Below are 15,362 nucleotides of genomic sequence, written 5' to 3'. Positions count from 1 at the left end.
GGTGCGTCGTCCACCGCGAGAGCGGCACGTCTGCTGAGGGTCAGCGGGCGAGACGCTCGACCACGGCACCGAAGACGCCGGGCAGGCGTGCGGCGGTCGGCACCAGCGTTCTGCGCAGTGGTGAATCCGCCCAGGCGACCAGCCCGGTGGTGAGTGCGCGGAAGTCACGGGTCACCCGCCTCCACTCCCCCTCGTACCGCTGCGGTCGGCCGTCCACCACGCTGGCGACGGCAGCGGATGCCTGCGCGAACCCGAGCCGGAGCCCCTCCCCGGTCAGCGCGTCGACGTAACCGGAGGCGTCCCCGACCAGCAGCACCCTCCCGGTGGTGCGCGCCCGGGTGCGCTGGCGGAATGGCCCGGCGCCCCGGCGTTCACTCGCGACCGCTACGCCGGTCAGGCGATCGGCAACCTCCGGTACGGCGGCCAGCGCGGCGTCGAACGAGGTTCCCTGCGGTGCGAGCATGGCGACCCCCACGGCGTCGGCGCCAACCGGCGTCACGTACAGCTCGGCGGTCGGCCCGTAGTGCACTTCGATCAGACTGCTCCAGGGGGCCAGTGCGAAATGCTGGCGAATGCCATACCTCCTATCGCCGGGGCGGGGCGGCCTGGCGAGTCCGACCAGCCGGGCGACGTCAGAGTGCAGCCCGTCGCAACCGAACAGCCAGCGGGCGTCGATGCGGTTCGCGCCGACGATCACGGTGACGGAGCCTTCGTGCTGCTCAATCGCATCCGCTCGTCCCTTGATGAGGTCGACGCCGAGCATGGCCGCACGTTCCCACAGCGCTTCGTGGAGCACGGTGCGCCGGACGCCAAGCCCGTTCCCACTCAAGAAAAGATGCTCCACGCTCCGCATTAGTGCCCGTTCCGGCGGATTGTTCCCGTTGCGCGGGGCACTACTGACCGGAACGGGCACTTTGGTGGAGCTGCGGTGCGGGTGGGCGGCAGCGTAGTAGCCGACACCGAGCAGCGGATGCCCGGCCGGATGCACCCCGAGCCTGTCGAGCAGCGGCAGCGCTCCGGGCATGAGCCCCTCGCCGCAAGCCTTGTCGATCGGGCCCGTTCGCGGCTCGATGACCGCAGCGCTGAGCCCGGCCAGCCTCGCCTCGATCGCCGCAGCGAGGCCGACCGGCCCGCCGCCGACAATGACGACGTCGATCATCCGCCTGCGCTCATCGGGTCAGCGTTGCCAGCGCGCGCTCTTCGACCGGGATGCGGAACCCGAGCAACAGCACCGCATTGAGCACGGTGAACGCGGCGGCGGTGATCCACGATGAGTGGACCAGCGGCAGGGCGAACCCCTCGATGACGACGGCGACGTAGTTCGGGTGCCGCAACCACCGGTACGGTCCGCGCGTCACCGCGCCGGCGCCCGGCACCACGATGACCCTGGTGTTCCACTGCGGGCCGAGCGCGGTGATGCACCAGTAGCGCAGCGCCTGGCTGAGCACGACCAGGGCGAGCATCGGCCAGCCGAGCCACGGCAGGAAGGGCCGCTCGAGCAGCCAGGCCTCCAGGAAGCTGGCGACCAGCAGTCCGGTGTGCAGCGCGACCATCCACGGGAAGTGCGCTCGCCCGAACTCTTGGCCGCCGCGGGCGAAAGCGGCGCGGGCGTTGCGCGCCGAGATGACCAGTTCGACCAGGCGCTCCACACCGGTGGCGAGGATGAGCGCGAGGTACGCGATCACATCCACTCCAGCAGCACGAATTCGGCGCTGACGCCGGGGCCGAGCGCGAAGAGGAGCCCGCACGATCCACTGTCCGGATGTGCACTGTCCGGATGCGTGTCGGCCAGCACGTGCAGCACCGACGAGGAGGAGAGGTTCCCCACTCTGGCCAGGGAGTCCCAGCTCGGCTGGAACGCGCTGTCGGGCAGGTCGAGCGCCTGCCCGAACGCCTCAAGCACCCGCGGTCCACCCGGGTGCGCGATCCAGTGGTCCACCTCGCCGATGGTCAGCGAGTTATCGGCCAGGAAGCCGGTCACGTCCACCGGGAAGTAGCGTTCGATCACATCCGCGACTCCGGCGCTCAGCACGATCTCGAACCCGCTCGCCCGCATTTTCCAGCCGATCACGTCGTGCGTTTCCGGATAGTAGGAACTGCGGGTCGCGATCACCGCCGGCCCTGGCTCGCTCCGCTGATCCCCCACCATGACCACGGCGGCCGCCCCGTCGCCGAAGATGCCGCTGGCCACGAAGTTGGCCATGGTCTCGTCTCCGCGTTGCAGGGTCAGCGAGCACAATTCCACCGACAGCAGCACCCCCACCTCAGTGGGATGACCGGCCAGGTAGTCGTGCACCCTGGCGATTCCGGATGCCCCGGCCACGCACCCGAGGCCGAACGACGGCATCCGCTTGACGTCCGATCGCAATCCGAGACGCGAGACCAGCAGGCCGTCGATCGAGGGTGCGGCGATTCCGGTGACCGTGGTGAACAGGATGTAGTCGACATCCCGCGGCGTGAGTCCGGCATCCGCCAACGCCGTGCGCACCGCCCGCTCACCCAGCTCGATTGCCACCTCAATGAAGATGTCGTTTGCCTCACCGAAGGACCCCAGGGTGCGATACCGCTCGAGCGGCAGCGCGGTGTGCCTCGTTCCGATGCGGGTGGACGCGTGCATCCGCTCGAGCACGCTACGGCGATTGTCGGACGGCGCGATCAGCGACGCGAGCTCAGCCGTGATCGTTTCCTGCGTGTAGCTGTGCTCTGGCAAGACTGGCGCAACCGCCGCGATACGGCTCATGGGGGCGAAACTAGCACGCCCACCCTGAAGGCGGCGGATGGTGTTGGGTGGAATCACGTGCTACTCGCTGTAACGGCGTTCCAACAGCGGGTAACCGCCTGAATAGGTTACGCGCACAGAACGCATTTTCGCGCGCGAGACGGGGCGTTATGCGGGTGCGCGCGGCGAACGACCCGCACCATGGCCCTACTCGCGGGCCCCTTCGGATGTCTCGGGAGCAGGCCGGCTCAGGAGGCGATGCGCCCGTCGTGCAGCTCGATGACGCGGTCGGCGCGGTCGATGAGCAGCGGGTCGTGGGTCGCGACGACAGCTGCGACCCCCTGCGAGTGCACCAGTTCGCCGATCAGGTCCATGACGGTCGCCGCCGTGCCACTGTCGAGTTGCCCGGTCGGCTCGTCCGCCAGGAGGATCTGCGGCCCAGCCGCGAGCGCCCGGGCGATCCCCACCCGTTGCTGCTGCCCGCCAGACAGCTCGTACGGTCGCTGGGCCGCGTGCTCGCCCAGGCCGACGAGCTCGAGCATCTCGGTGACCCGGGCATCGCGCGTTCGCGGTGCCATCCCCTGGATGCGCAGTGGAACCTCGACGTTCTCGGCGGCCGACAACACCGGGATGAGCCCGAACGACTGGAACACATACCCGAGCCGATTGCGGCGCAGGGAGAGCAGCTCGTCCTCACTCATTGCGGTGAGGTCGACGCCGCCCACCCAGACGCTGCCCGAGGTGGGGGTGTCGAGTCCGCCGAGCAGGTTCAGGAGGGTGGTCTTGCCCGATCCGGACGGTCCGCGCACTACCAGCAATTCGCCGGCCCTCACCTCCAGGCTGACGTCGGTGCAGGCGTGAACGTCGCCACCTGCTCTTCTGAACACGCGACTGACGGATGCCGCTCGCAGCACCGCCTCGGACAGCACCGCCTCCGTCAACATTGCCTCGGTCATGACTGGTCTCCGTCCGTGCTCTCCGGTGCCGCGGCGTGCCTGCCGGCGGAGCGCCTGCCTGTTCCAGCGGTGCCACCACCAGGGTTCTTGGCAGCGGGGCTTTTGGCAGCAGTGTCGCCGGGCCACACGCCGACGTGGTCGGTCTCCAGCGCCAGTCGCACCTTGTCTCGCAGGCTGAGGTCGGCCATGAAGTCGGCCGGCAGCTGCATCCGCCCAACCCGGTCGAGCACGGCGAACTCCTCGGCCACGGTGTGCTCCTCCCCGTGCTGGTCGACGTGCTGGCGGCGCAGCACCTCGGTGGAGGTTCGGCCATCCCGAATCTGGATCGTGCGCCGCACATGGTTCGACACCGTGGCGTCGTGGGTGACGATCAGCACGGTGACGCCACGCTGTTCGTTGACGGTGCGCATGGCCTCCAGCACCTGCACGCTGGCAGCGTCGTCCAGCTCACCGGTCGGCTCGTCCGCCAGCAGCACTTTCGGCGAGTTCGCGATGGCGACGGCAATGGCGACGCGTTGCTGCTGCCCGCCCGAGAGTTCGGCCGGCCGCCTGTCCGCACAGTCGTCGACGCCCAGCAGGGTCAGTAGCTCATCCACTTGCGTCTCCCGCTGCCTCGCCGGCATGGACCCGGCGAGGATCATCGCCATCGCCACGTTTTCGGCCGCCGTCAGGTACGGCAGGAGGTTGCGCGAGGTCTGCTGCCAGACGAACCCGACACTGTGCCGCTGGAAATCCAGGCGCTCACGCCGTCCCATGGTCAGCAGGTCGTGGCCGGCAACCATCGCGGCGCCGGCCGTCGGGGTGTCCAGCCCGGAGAGGATTGTCAGCAGCGTCGACTTTCCTGATCCGGATGCTCCAACCAGGGCGACCATCTCGCCGCGCTCGACTCGCAGGTTCAGGCCCTGGAGCGCCTGCACCTCGACTCCCTGCGCCGTGAAGATGCGCACCAGGTCGGTGCAGAGGATGTCTGGTTCTTCAGCCACAATGTCCACTCTCATTCCTCAATCGTTCTCAGCGCTGTCGCGGGGTCGGTTCGCCGCGCGGTCACGACGGCGATGACCGTCGCCACGAGCACCAGCAGCACGAACCCGCCGGTCAGCAGCGCCGTCAGCAGAGGGTCGATGACGACGGCTGGCTGCTGCGACCCTCCGGTGAACAGGGTCAGGTCCACGCCGGCGAGCACGATCCAGGGCAGCGCGACTCCCAGTGCGGTGCCGGCGATCAGCGCCACGACGGTCATCGGTGCGAGCTCCCACGCCACGATGGCTGTTCCCGAACGCAGGCCCAACCCGAGCGTTCGCAGCATGGACAGCAGTCTGTCGCGCCCGGCCGCCCCTCGCGCCAGGGTCATGACGACGGCAACGGTGCAGAGAAAGCTGACCAGCACCAGCGCCGCGATCAGCGCCGACTGCAGCCCGGTCACGACCGGGTTCGACCTCAGCTCGTCCACCACCTGTTCCGGAATGGACACGGTGGCACTGGCCTGCACAAGGGAGCGGATGTCATCGCGCACCTGGGTGGCGGATGCCTGCTCATCGAGATCCACGAACACCCGCGACGGCGAGTAGATGGTGCCGACCAGTATTTCAGCGTTGGTCCGGTCGACGATCACCCAGGCGCGACGGTCGCTCATCGGACCGTCGGTCGGCGCCGCCCCGACCACCTCGATGGCGGCACCATCGATCTCGGCGTCGCCACTGGCGTCAGCCGAGCCGCCCAGCAGTTCCGCGACTGCCTTCGATGCGATCACCGGCACCCGCTCCCCTTGACCGTGCAACAGGTCCAGGCCCTCGATCGAGCCGGGCTTCCCTTGTTGCACCGCCGCCAATTGGTCCGCGTCGACGACGATCGCGGTGAGGTAGTCCCGCGCACCGTCGTGGGTGAGGGTCACCCGCACCTCGGCGTACACCTGAGCTGTGGCGACGACGCCGTCGATGGCTTCGATCGCATCCGCCTGCTCAGCGGTGATCGCCTGCGAACTGACCAGGAGGTCCGCACCGACGGATGCTCGGGCGGAGTGTTCGACGCCGGCGTTCACGGTGCTGAGCATGGCGCCGGAGAAGACGGCGACGGATACGCCGACCACCATCGCGAGGATGGGCGCCAAACCTGAGGCCGGGTCGCGGACTCCGCGCGCCGCCCCGAGGAAGGCGGTGAGTCCCGGGCGGCGCGCCGCCCAGCGCGCGATCGCCGCCAGCGGGAGCGGGTACACCCGCATCACGACGACACAGGTGGCGAGGGCGAGCAGCAACGGCACGGCCGCCAGCAAGGGATCGACTGTCACCGTGCCGGCCGCGGTGGTGAGCCCTCGGCGCAGCAGCAGGAAGGTTGAGAGGCCGGCGGCGGCCAGCACGAGCACTTCGAGGATCCACCGCCATGGTCCGGTCGCACGCGGGCCGAGGTCCGCTCGTACGCGGCGCATCCCCGACACGACCGGCGTCGTGGCGAGCAGCACGGCCGGAAGCGCAGCGACCAGCGCGGCCAGCACCAGCGTCACCGGCTGGGGCGGCCCGGGGACGAGCATCGATCCGACGACAGCACCGAGAACGCCGGCCGGGACGCCGATACCCAGGCCTTCCACCGCCAGCGTCGCCCGCAATTGGCCTGGCGACGCTCCGCGGGCGGCCGCCAGTTGCAGTCCGGTGTTGCGCCGGTCGGTGACCAGCCGGGTACCGAGCAGCAGCACGGCGACCGCAACGCCGATCGGTCCGGATGCCAGCATGGCCAGCACGGCACTCGTGGCCGAGGTGGACGCAATCGCATCATCCAGCGCGTTGGTGACACGCGTGCTGAAGGGCAGCTCGAACACCGGGACGGTGGTGTACCGGCCGAACCACCCGTCGTCGAGTGTCGGATCCCCCACGCGGTGGGCGTTCCTGGTGAACTCGCGCACCCCCTGCGAGAAGGCCGCCGCGTTGCCGGCGGTGACGGCATCCGCCTCCAGGGGGAACCACGCCTGCAGCTGCGCGCCCGCACTGAACGGCACCACGTGTTGCCACGATGCCGGATGCGCGAACCCGACCCCGATCACCACAGGCGGTGCCAGTCCGATGATCTCGATGGATGGCCGGAGAGACGCGGCAACGTGCTGCCAATACGGGTCGTCGTCGTCGTGCGCCGCGAAGGTTCCGGTCAGCTCGAGCGGCTGGGTTCCGTTCGGGGTTCGCAGCTCGCGCACTTCTCCCGGCGTCCATTCCATCCGCTCAGCGATGATCTCGGAGAGGAGGATTCCGGTCGGCTCGTCGTTTGGCACATCCGCGGTCATGGCTTCCGGCATTTCGCCGCTGGTGACGCTCACGTGGTCGAGCAACCGGGGGTCGAACCCGAGCGAGATCTCGGTATCCGGCGCGCCGTCGCGCTCGGCGATGGCCCGGTTCGGCGCGAGGGTGACGGCGTACTGCACTTCGCCCACGGCGCGTTCCACCACCTCGGGCATCGCGTTCCGCACGTCGGTGAGGCCGTCTTCGAGGGAGCCCCAGACCGCGTCGACCTCCGGCTCGAAGGGGCTGCCTGCAGGGTCGGCGGAGGCCCCGATCACGGGCCCGCCAAACGCCTGGCCGACGAGGTCGCGAGTGGTGACCGGCAGCGAGGTCACTTCGTGTTGAACACTGTCGGTGACGAGAAGCTGGATGGCTCGGGGCACTCCGACGGCGATTCCGGCGAGCACGAAGACCACGACGGCGACGGTGACGGAGGCGCCGGTCCCAGCCGTCGCGTGCCGCCACAGCAGGTGCCCGGCGCTCAGCCTGCGCCGACTCATGCGGCGCCTGCCCGGTACTCGGTGTCGCGCGCCTGGCGAGACACCGAACCGGCGTAACCGGTTGAGATGGTTACCAAAACGGCGACCAAAGCGAAGAGGAGAGCAACCCACCCGAGCACGTCGAATCGAAGCGAGACCGGTACCGAAGCGCCGGCAGCCGTGGTCGCCAACTCCCCGACGGTGAGGGCGGATGAGATCAGTCCGGTGATGACGCCGGTCACCAGCGCCGCTCCCACCACGCTCACCAGTTCCATCAGCCGGTTTCGACCCTGTTCGGAACTCGACATCCCGAGCGCGCGCAGCACCATGACCTCGTCCCGCCGATCCCGTGCGAAGGTGCTGGTGATCGCGAGCACGGCGATCGCGGCGAGGAGCAGTGCGCCGGCGGTGCCCCACCACAGTCCAACGAGCGCCGGGGCGATGACGCGGTCGCCGGAACCATCACCGGGCGTGGTGACCGTCGCCGAGGTGGTGCTGACCGAGATGGCTCCATCCACAAGCCGCGTGCCGTCGGTGGCGCTGATCCAGACTTCGGCCGGCTGTGGCATCCGCTCGCTGCGCTGCAGGAGGTAGCGGTTCAATGTCTGCAGGTCGGCGATCATGCCGAGACCTCCGTCAGCAGCCGGTATGGCCGGGGTCGTTCCGGCAACGATGGCCTCCACTGCGCTGGCGGTGCTCGGGATGCGCGCCCTCATCGTGCTTCCATCCTCGAGGCTCAGGCGGGAGGCCAGCGCCTCCGTCACGACCACCGGCAGGGTGGGCAGCTCAGCGTAGGTGATCGCCCGGTCGGTCGGCTCGGTGGAGGACAGGGCCAGCGCGTAACGCTGGTCGAGCCCGCTCACGGCGACCTCGATGCCGCGAGCGCCGTCCGCCGCCGAAAGCGCGGCTTCGACGGCGAGCACCGTCCACTCCCCCGCCCTGCCCTCCGGCACGACCGCGGTCAGGGTGGTTGGGGCGGCGTCGGCGACCGGAGTGCTTCCGAGAGAGAGAAGCGTGAGGGAACCGTCAGCGTCCTCGAGCCAGGCGAACACCTCCACCAGGCCGGCCTCCTGGCCGGGAGGGCTGCTCACCTGCACCGTCAACGGCAGTTCGCCCGCAGCTCCCAGCTGGAATCCGGTCCGTTCGGCCTGCAGGGCGGATGCGACCAGCGCCGGGTCGAAGGATCCCGCCACCGGCAGCATCACCCCCGGCATCCTGACGGCAGCCACGGCCGTCAGGCCGACGGTGTCGTCGCCGATCCGCACCGGCGTCCTGAGCACCGTGGCAGCATCATCCGCCCCGCTCATCCGCAGGTACGGCACGGCGCTCACCCGGAAACCGGACCGCTCGACGGTGGGCGGCGGGCTGAGCTGCACGCGGACATCCGCGCCGTTGCTCAACTGCCCAGCCGTCGCGCTGGCCGTAGCCCAGGTCTGCGAATAGGCGGCGGTCAGAGTGGTGCCGCTCACGGCGAGGATGACGAGCAGCAGGGCGACCCCGAACACCGGAGCCCGCCTCGCCACCTGACGGGTGGGGAGTGCGGGAAGGATGCCCCGGCCCTGGGTTCCCCACCGCTCGAGCAGGCGAGCGACCGGGCCGAACGCGAGGAGTCCTACCATGGCGAGGGCCAGCAGCAGCAGGGCCGGGGCGACGACGGTGAGCGGGTCGACCCGGGTGACGCCGTCCTGCCCGACAGTGAGGGGGGACCCGTAAAGCTTGAACTGCCAGAGCGATACCCCGGCCGCCACCAGCACCAGGACGGCTGCGCCGATCGTGACGGAGGCGCGCGTGCGACCGGAATCGCCGTGTACCGGCCCCGCACCGACCACCGCCGCCCGCCAGCCCACCACACCGCACACCAACGCGGCGGACCCGACAACGGCGAGCGCGATCGGCCAGGCGGCCGCTGTCATCGCGGCACCGTTCACCGGGACCAGCCCCGACCCCAGCAGGAGCACCACCGCCGTCAGGCCGACAGCGCCGCCCGGAACGATGACTGCCACAGCCTCGGCAAGCGAGACGACAGTCAGCTGGGTGACGGATGCGCCGCGAGCCCGCAACAGCGCCGTCTCGCCGCGGCGCACCGCCACCAGCAACCGCGCCAGCTGTGCGAGGGTGATGAGGCCGATCACGATGACGAGCACGGCCGGAACGGTGACGAGCGCACTCGCAACCCCCAGGCTGCGTTGCACCAGGTCAACCCGCTCCCCGAGTGAGCCCGACAGCTCGATGTTCTGCTCGCCGTCGGCGCGCTCGACCCGCAGCGCAAGCTCATCGAGCGCGCTTGCCAGCGTGGGTAGTCCCGCCGCTGTGAGAGCCGCATCGGTGGGCACGATCGTCCACCGGGCATAGCTGCGCACCGGCAGTTCGGCCAGCGCGCCCTCGAAGGTCACGACCGGGCCATAACTGAGCCGGTCCAGGCCGGAGGCGACGGCTGGGTCGGAGAACCAGTACGGGTCGGTCGCGTCGTCGGGGAGCCAGGTCGCCTCGACCACGAACTCCAGCCCTTCGACGGTGAAGCTGTCCCCGACCCCGATACCAAGCGCGTCCGCCGCGGAAGCCTGAACAGCCGTCGGCACTGCCCCTTCCCGCGGGCTGGGCCAGGCGCCGTCGACGAGGGTTGCGTGCTCGGGAAGCTCAGCGTCGGCCATGAGGATCAGCTCGGGGGCCTCTTCGCCGATGGACGCCTTCGCCGGGTTGCTCCGCACCGTGCGGTGCACCGCGACCTCCACGTCGGTGAACGCGTCATCGATCAGCTGCCGGGTGGCATCCGCCTGCTGGTCGCTGTCACTGGCCAGGCGGGTGCTCAGCTGGGTTGACACCGCCTTAGCCGGTCCGACGCTCAGAGTCTCCCGCACCGCAGCATCCGCGGCTCCGCTCAGGTAGCCGATCATCCCGGCCAGCAGGAAGGCGACGATGGCCACCACGGCGAAAAGGGAGAGGAGCAGGTTGCCCCGCGTGCGTGAGCGCCTGACGACGAGTCGGGCTGCACCCACAGGCACTACCTCCCGGTACCGTTGACGACGTTGGCCGGCGTGACGGCATCAATTTGCCCCGCCAGTGAGTCAGCGTACCGGTCACGGTCGTTGCCAGCTGCGGCTGGCCCCGCTCGCGCGGTGGCGGATGCGGGTAGCCTGTCGGCATGGAAATCCTGCGGAACGTGCTTCTTGTGCTCCACTTCGTCGGCATGGCGTCGCTGCTCGGAGGGGTGATCGCCCAGGTTCCCGCGCTCAAGGCCGGTGCAGGCAAGATCAACGCTGCGATCTTCCACGGTGCGCTCACCCAGCTGGTCACCGGTGTGCTGCTGGTCGGGGTGATCCAGATGGCGGACCTCGGTGACATCGACAACGCCAAGATCGGCGTGAAGCTCGCCGTCGTGATCGTCATCATGGTGCTCGCCTTCATCTACCGGAAGAAGGAGAAGGTCGCGAACTGGGTGCTGCTCAGCGTCGCCGGCCTCACCCTGGTCAACATCTGCATCGCCGTCTTCTGGGGTTAGGCACGCAAGCGGAGGATAGTGGGCGCATGCAGAAAACATCGCTGACCGCGCTCTCCCGGGAGTTGCTGGAGGATGCGCTGCGTTCCTCGAGCGGCCGAAGCGCGCGCACGGTCTATGGCGGGCACGAACGCGCCCTGCGCCAAACCGTGATGGCGCTGGCTGCCGGCCAGACGATGGCCGAGCATCAGAACCCCGGCGAAGCCACCCTCTACGTGCTGCGTGGGCGGATCACCCTGACCGCGGGCGCCACGTCCTGGCCGGGCATGGCCGGTGACCACCTGATCGTGCCGGAGGGCCAGCACAGCATCGAGGCGATCGAGGATTCGGCCATCCTCCTCACGGTGGCGAAACTGCCGTAGCGTTAGTCGAGCCCCCAGAATTCGCCGCGAAGCCCCACTTGCCGAAAGTACTCGTGCGCCTCGACCGGTTCGCGACGTCGGTACGGCGAATCCAGGCGACCGGCGTACCAACCCTGCGCCAGCCGCCAGAGCGTTGCCAGGTCGAACACCGAACCGCGCTGGTTTCCGGATGTGCTGAGCCAGTTTTCCACGCAGGTCTCGTTGCAGAAGATCCGCTGATTCGAACAGGTGTGCACCACGTCGTCCCAGATGTGGGCCGTCGGTACCAGAAAATGGGCCACCTGGTCGCCTTCGGGCGGCGCATCCGACGTCACCGTCCAGGCGTGTGCAGTTCCGCAAGCCGGGCAGGTCGTGGCGACCAGTACGCTCGGCTCGCCCGGGACCAGGTGCGGGATGGCGAAGGAGTCCCACGCGCATCCGCCCCACCAGATGGTGTTCTCGCCCATCACCGAGAAGTGAAGGTTGATGGCCGCGAACGGGTGCGCCATCACGATCCTCCCGTTAGTGTCGAGCACCACGTGGCGGGTATCTGCGAGCTCGCGGAAGGCGGCAACCGTCTGCGCCGGTTCAAGACCTGTTTGGGCTGCTATCTCCTCCTGGTCGAGGGCGCGGCCCGTGCTCGCGAACGTGCGATAGATGGCGAGACGAACGGTCTCTGCGGTGCTGCTCAGGTCAGCCATAGGGATATTGTGCGCCCTTCATCCCCTCATGGACAGAAAGTCTTCGGCGAAGCCACGGCTGCGCTGTAAACTGATCGGCTCGCCACCCCGCGGGCGCCCCATCCGGGGCTTCCCGATCGTCAGGCATTCACTGTGGGTTACATCGACGTCAGCGACGTCTCCTTCTCGTTGAGCGACGGCCGCGTGCTGCTGGACGAGGTCTCGTTCCGCGTCGGAGAGGGTGCGACCGGTGCGCTGATCGGGGCGAACGGCGCGGGCAAGTCGACCCTGATGCGCCTCATCCGCGGCGAGCTTTCTCCTGACTCCGGAACCATCGCCGTCGACGGTGGTCTCGGCGTGATGGACCAGTTCGTCGGGCACGTGCGCGACGATTCGACAGTTCGCGACCTGCTGATCTCGGTGGCCCCGGCCGGCGTGAAGGCTGCGGCCCTCGCCGTCGACCGGGCGGAGTTGGCACTCTTGGAGAACGATGTCGAACGCACCCAGATGGCGTACGCGAACCGGTTGGCGGAGTACGCGGATGCCGGTGGTTACGACCACGAGGTCGTCTGGGACACCTGCTGCCAGGCTGCCCTCGGGCTCTCCTTCGACAAGGCCCAGTGGCGTCGCGTGAACACACTGTCCGGCGGCGAGCAGAAGCGACTCGTGCTGGAGGCTCTGTTCCGCGGCCCGGAACAGGTGCTGCTGCTCGATGAGCCAGACAACTATCTCGACGTTCCAACCAAGCGCTGGCTGGAGGACACTCTGTTGGACAGCTCGAAGACGGTGCTGCTGGTCTCCCACGATCGGGAGCTGCTGGCTCGCGCCGCCACGCGAATCATCACGCTGGAGGTCGGTGCTGCCGGCAACGACACCTGGACCCACGGCGGGAGCTTCGCCACCTATCACGACGCCCGCCGTGATCGGCTGGACCGGCTCGATGAGCTGCGCCGGCGCTGGGACGAGGAGCGGGTCAAACTCCGGGCGCTGGTGGTGCGCCTCGGCCAGCAGGCCAAGTACAACTCCGACATGGCATCGCGCTATCGCGCGGCCCAGACCCGCCTGGCCAAGTTCGAGGCGGTCGGACCACCGCAGGAGCGCCCGAAGGACCAGAACGTGAAGATGCGACTGCGGGGCGCCAGAACCGGGCGCCGCGCCGTCGTCTGCACCCAGTTGGAGTTGACCGGCCTGATGAAGCCGTTCGACGCCGAGCTCTGGTTCGGCGAGCGCATCGCGGTGCTCGGCTCGAACGGCTCCGGCAAGTCGCACTTCCTGCGGTTGCTGGCCCAAGGCGGAACCGATCCGGATGTCACGGCCGGCCACCTGGCATCCGCTGCCCAGATCCTGACACCGGTGGAGCACAATGGCACCGCCAAGCTGGGGGCACGGGTACAGCCCGGCTGGTTCGCGCAGGCACACGATCACCCCGAGTTGATCGGCCGAACGCTGCTGGACATCCTGCACCGCGGTGACGACCACCGTGACGGGATGGCCCGGGAGGCAGCCAGCCGGGCGCTCGACCGCTACGGCCTGGCCGGCGCCGCCGAGCAGGTATTCGAGTCGCTGTCCGGCGGTCAGCAGGCGCGGCTGCAGATCCTGCTGCTGGAACTGTCCGGTGCAACACTGCTATTGCTCGACGAACCGACCGACAACCTCGACCTGGTTTCGGCGGAAGCGCTGGAGGAGGGACTCGAAGGCTTCGAGGGAACCGTCATCGCGGTCACGCACGACCGCTGGTTCGCGCGCGGGTTCGACCGTTTCCTGGTCTTCGGCTCGAACGGCGAGGTCTACGAGTCGGATGCGCCGGTCTGGGATGAGCGTCGGGTGGTGCGGGAACGCTAGCTGAAACTCAGCTATGTGAACCAGCTACTTGAGTTGACCCCGAATCTCCCCGCCCGGGAATGTCGGGGTGTGGACGTTCACGTAGTAGTTACGTGGGTTCGCGGCCACCGCTTCGAGCAGTGCGGGGTCCGCGGTAGTGCACGCCTGGACCGTCCAGTCGGCTCCGGCGCCGACCGTCAGCGGGATCACGATCGAGCCGGCAACGTTTCTTGGCGCCACGTGGATGTGGGCTGCGAGTGCTGGTTCGGAAAGGTCGCGCGCGGTGAGCGTGTAACAGAACTGGTTGCCATCGATCGTGTAGGTGATGAAGCCGCTGGCACCGGTGTTCGAGCCTGTGGTTTCTTGCTCGGTGTTCAGCGGTATCGCGGGTACGCCACCCTTCAGTGCGTTGGCGGCAGTCAGGTTGACAGTGGTAAGTGCAAGCGCAGCTCCCAGGACAGCGATGGCCCGGATGCTGACGCGTCGTACGGTGTTCATTTCGGTCCTCCAACAGTGAGAGTCCCCCAACGGGAGGAACGGTACGCCGCGTAACGGTGCGGCACAAGGGTGCGCTCGAACCTCAACCGCTAGCGTGTGCCCATGGGGATTTCTCGCGATAAGCAGAACCTCGTTCTTCGCGCATCGCTCTGCCTACTGCTCCTCTCCGGGGTGATGTGGGGCGGCGCTGGTTGCACGACTCAGGCATCCATAGAGCACAACAAGTTCGGGATCCCGGAGCTGTCGGCGGATGAAGCGGATCGCCTGGTCGAGATCCAGCTCGAGTCCCGGCGGGCCGACCTGCTCAGCAGGTTTCCGGATGCCGTACTTGGTGAGATCGAGCGCATCCGGTTCGTGACTCCGGAGGAGTGGCCGGAGGCGATCGCCGAGTGCCTTACCGGGATGGGTTTCGAAGCAACCGCATCAGCGGATGGCGGCATCGAGATGTCGTATGCGAATGAGCAGGCGGAGCCGGCCGAACTGGCGCATTACACCTGCGGCGCGAAGTACCCGGTGCATCCGAAGTACAGCCAGCCGTTGAACGAGGCGCAGCTGGAGTACCTCTACGACTATTACGTGAACGTCCTCAGTCCGTGCCTTGAGGGGGAGGACGTCAGTGTTGCCGACGCTCCCAGCTTGTCCAGCTTCCTGGAGGCGGATGACGCGGAGCGGTGGTTCCCGTACAACAGCGTCGACCGGTTCTCGCCGAAGCTCGAAGAGAAGTGCCCGCAGTCTCCCAGTGGACTGCACGGCTGAGGCCCTCCGTGACGGAGAGAGCATCACGCGGAAAGCAGGTTGTCGGGCGAAAGCAACAGAAAACCAGCAAAGGCCACCGGAAACCCGGTGGCCTTCACTTTTTCGGATAGTTCCGAGAACCAATCCTGCCAGTTCTGGGAACAATCCATTTCGGTGCGCGAGGGGGGACTTGAACCCCCATGCCCTCACGGGCACACGGACCTGAACCGTGCGCGTCTGCCAATTTCGCCACTCGCGCAGACCTAGCGAGATTATCACAGCAGGAGACCTCTTTAATCGTCGCCCCGACGGGTCGATGTCATCCATTAGGAGGACATTCGGTAGGCTCATGCCGCGGTTCGGGCCCACCGGCTAAC

The 15,362-nt window shown here is 68.3% G+C and carries 13 protein-coding genes and 1 tRNA gene; 4 read left to right on the top strand and 10 right to left on the bottom strand.

Features of this window, described 5'->3' with window-relative positions:
- Positions 1-40 precede the first annotated feature (40 nt).
- The 7 genes from ACX3PH_RS03695 to ACX3PH_RS03665 all read right to left on the bottom strand — a co-directional run bounded on the left by ACX3PH_RS03695 (position 41) and on the right by ACX3PH_RS03665 (position 10,410).
- Positions 41-1,159, bottom strand: a complete 1,119-nt coding sequence (locus ACX3PH_RS03695; RefSeq protein ID WP_459089497.1) for an NAD(P)/FAD-dependent oxidoreductase — start codon at positions 1,157-1,159, stop codon at positions 41-43.
- A 10-nt stretch (positions 1,160-1,169) separates the two neighbouring features.
- Complete coding sequence (locus ACX3PH_RS03690) at positions 1,170-1,685, bottom strand: isoprenylcysteine carboxyl methyltransferase family protein (RefSeq protein WP_459089495.1); 516 nt, start codon at positions 1,683-1,685, stop codon at positions 1,170-1,172.
- On the bottom strand, positions 1,682-2,740 hold the full coding sequence (locus ACX3PH_RS03685) for a type III polyketide synthase (protein WP_459089493.1): 1,059 nt from the start codon (positions 2,738-2,740) through the stop codon (positions 1,682-1,684). Before ACX3PH_RS03685 ends, ACX3PH_RS03690 begins: the two co-directional genes overlap by 4 nt.
- Before the next feature lie 227 nt (positions 2,741-2,967).
- A complete protein-coding gene (locus ACX3PH_RS03680; protein WP_459089491.1) occupies positions 2,968-3,675 on the bottom strand; it encodes an ABC transporter ATP-binding protein in 708 nt (235 codons plus the stop codon).
- A complete protein-coding gene (locus tag ACX3PH_RS03675) occupies positions 3,672-4,673 on the bottom strand; it encodes an ABC transporter ATP-binding protein (RefSeq protein WP_459089489.1) in 1,002 nt (333 codons plus the stop codon). The genes ACX3PH_RS03680 and ACX3PH_RS03675 overlap by 4 nt, the downstream gene beginning before the upstream one ends.
- Positions 4,670-7,435, bottom strand: a complete 2,766-nt coding sequence (locus tag ACX3PH_RS03670) for an ABC transporter permease (RefSeq protein ID WP_459089487.1) — start codon at positions 7,433-7,435, stop codon at positions 4,670-4,672. Before ACX3PH_RS03670 ends, ACX3PH_RS03675 begins: the two co-directional genes overlap by 4 nt.
- The gene (locus ACX3PH_RS03665) at positions 7,432-10,410 is read right to left on the bottom strand and encodes an FtsX-like permease family protein (RefSeq protein WP_459089485.1); all 2,979 of its coding nucleotides are present in this window, start codon (positions 10,408-10,410) and stop codon (positions 7,432-7,434) included. The genes ACX3PH_RS03670 and ACX3PH_RS03665 overlap by 4 nt, the downstream gene beginning before the upstream one ends.
- 146 nt (positions 10,411-10,556) lie before the next feature.
- On the opposite strand from ACX3PH_RS03665, the gene ACX3PH_RS03660 reads away from it, so the two are divergent.
- Positions 10,557-10,913: a hypothetical protein gene (locus ACX3PH_RS03660; protein WP_459089483.1), complete on the top strand. Its 357-nt coding sequence runs from the start codon at positions 10,557-10,559 to the stop codon at positions 10,911-10,913.
- Between the two features lie 26 nt (positions 10,914-10,939).
- Positions 10,940-11,272 (top strand): cupin domain-containing protein, encoded by a 333-nt coding sequence (locus ACX3PH_RS03655; protein WP_459089481.1) that lies wholly within the window; start codon positions 10,940-10,942, stop codon positions 11,270-11,272.
- A gap of 2 nt (positions 11,273-11,274) precedes the next feature.
- On the opposite strand, the gene merB is transcribed toward ACX3PH_RS03655, so the two are convergent.
- On the bottom strand, positions 11,275-11,952 hold the full coding sequence (gene merB / locus ACX3PH_RS03650; RefSeq protein ID WP_459089479.1) for an organomercurial lyase: 678 nt from the start codon (positions 11,950-11,952) through the stop codon (positions 11,275-11,277).
- Between the two features lie 132 nt (positions 11,953-12,084).
- Here merB and ACX3PH_RS03645 point away from each other — a divergent pair, with 132 nt between their 5' ends.
- Positions 12,085-13,773 carry an ABC-F family ATP-binding cassette domain-containing protein gene (locus tag ACX3PH_RS03645; RefSeq protein WP_459089477.1) on the top strand — a complete coding sequence of 563 codons (1,689 nt, stop codon included), beginning with the start codon at positions 12,085-12,087 and terminating at the stop codon, positions 13,771-13,773.
- A 24-nt stretch (positions 13,774-13,797) separates the two neighbouring features.
- On the opposite strand, the gene ACX3PH_RS03640 is transcribed toward ACX3PH_RS03645, so the two are convergent.
- Complete coding sequence (locus ACX3PH_RS03640) at positions 13,798-14,250, bottom strand: CHRD domain-containing protein (RefSeq protein WP_459089475.1); 453 nt, start codon at positions 14,248-14,250, stop codon at positions 13,798-13,800.
- Between the two features lie 102 nt (positions 14,251-14,352).
- Here ACX3PH_RS03640 and ACX3PH_RS03635 point away from each other — a divergent pair, with 102 nt between their 5' ends.
- Positions 14,353-15,006: a hypothetical protein gene (locus ACX3PH_RS03635; protein ID WP_459089473.1), complete on the top strand. Its 654-nt coding sequence runs from the start codon at positions 14,353-14,355 to the stop codon at positions 15,004-15,006.
- 154 nt (positions 15,007-15,160) lie between these two features.
- Here ACX3PH_RS03635 and ACX3PH_RS03630 read toward each other — a convergent pair.
- A tRNA-Leu gene (locus tag ACX3PH_RS03630) sits at positions 15,161-15,244 on the bottom strand.
- Positions 15,245-15,362 lie beyond the last annotated feature (118 nt).

This window comes from Homoserinimonas sp. A520, assembly GCF_054489245.1.
Note: the sequence above shows the minus strand (reverse complement) of the source record. Positions and strands in the feature narration are given on the sequence as shown.

What these genes read in the sequence shown, in the direction of transcription:
- ACX3PH_RS03675 (WP_459089489.1), bottom strand. Translation starts at nt 4,673, where the DNA reads ATGAGAGTGGACATTGTGGCTGAAGAACCAGACATCCTCTGCACCGAC.
- ACX3PH_RS03640 (WP_459089475.1), bottom strand. Translation starts at nt 14,250, where the DNA reads ATGAACACCGTACGACGCGTCAGCATCCGGGCCATCGCTGTCCTGGGA.
- ACX3PH_RS03685 (WP_459089493.1), bottom strand. Translation starts at nt 2,740, where the DNA reads ATGAGCCGTATCGCGGCGGTTGCGCCAGTCTTGCCAGAGCACAGCTAC.
- ACX3PH_RS03655 (WP_459089481.1), top strand. Translation starts at nt 10,940, where the DNA reads ATGCAGAAAACATCGCTGACCGCGCTCTCCCGGGAGTTGCTGGAGGAT.
- ACX3PH_RS03635 (WP_459089473.1), top strand. Translation starts at nt 14,353, where the DNA reads ATGGGGATTTCTCGCGATAAGCAGAACCTCGTTCTTCGCGCATCGCTC.
- ACX3PH_RS03660 (WP_459089483.1), top strand. Translation starts at nt 10,557, where the DNA reads ATGGAAATCCTGCGGAACGTGCTTCTTGTGCTCCACTTCGTCGGCATG.
- ACX3PH_RS03695 (WP_459089497.1), bottom strand. Translation starts at nt 1,159, where the DNA reads ATGATCGACGTCGTCATTGTCGGCGGCGGGCCGGTCGGCCTCGCTGCG.
- ACX3PH_RS03670 (WP_459089487.1), bottom strand. Translation starts at nt 7,435, where the DNA reads ATGAGTCGGCGCAGGCTGAGCGCCGGGCACCTGCTGTGGCGGCACGCG.
- ACX3PH_RS03680 (WP_459089491.1), bottom strand. Translation starts at nt 3,675, where the DNA reads ATGACCGAGGCAATGTTGACGGAGGCGGTGCTGTCCGAGGCGGTGCTG.
- merB (WP_459089479.1), bottom strand. Translation starts at nt 11,952, where the DNA reads ATGGCTGACCTGAGCAGCACCGCAGAGACCGTTCGTCTCGCCATCTAT.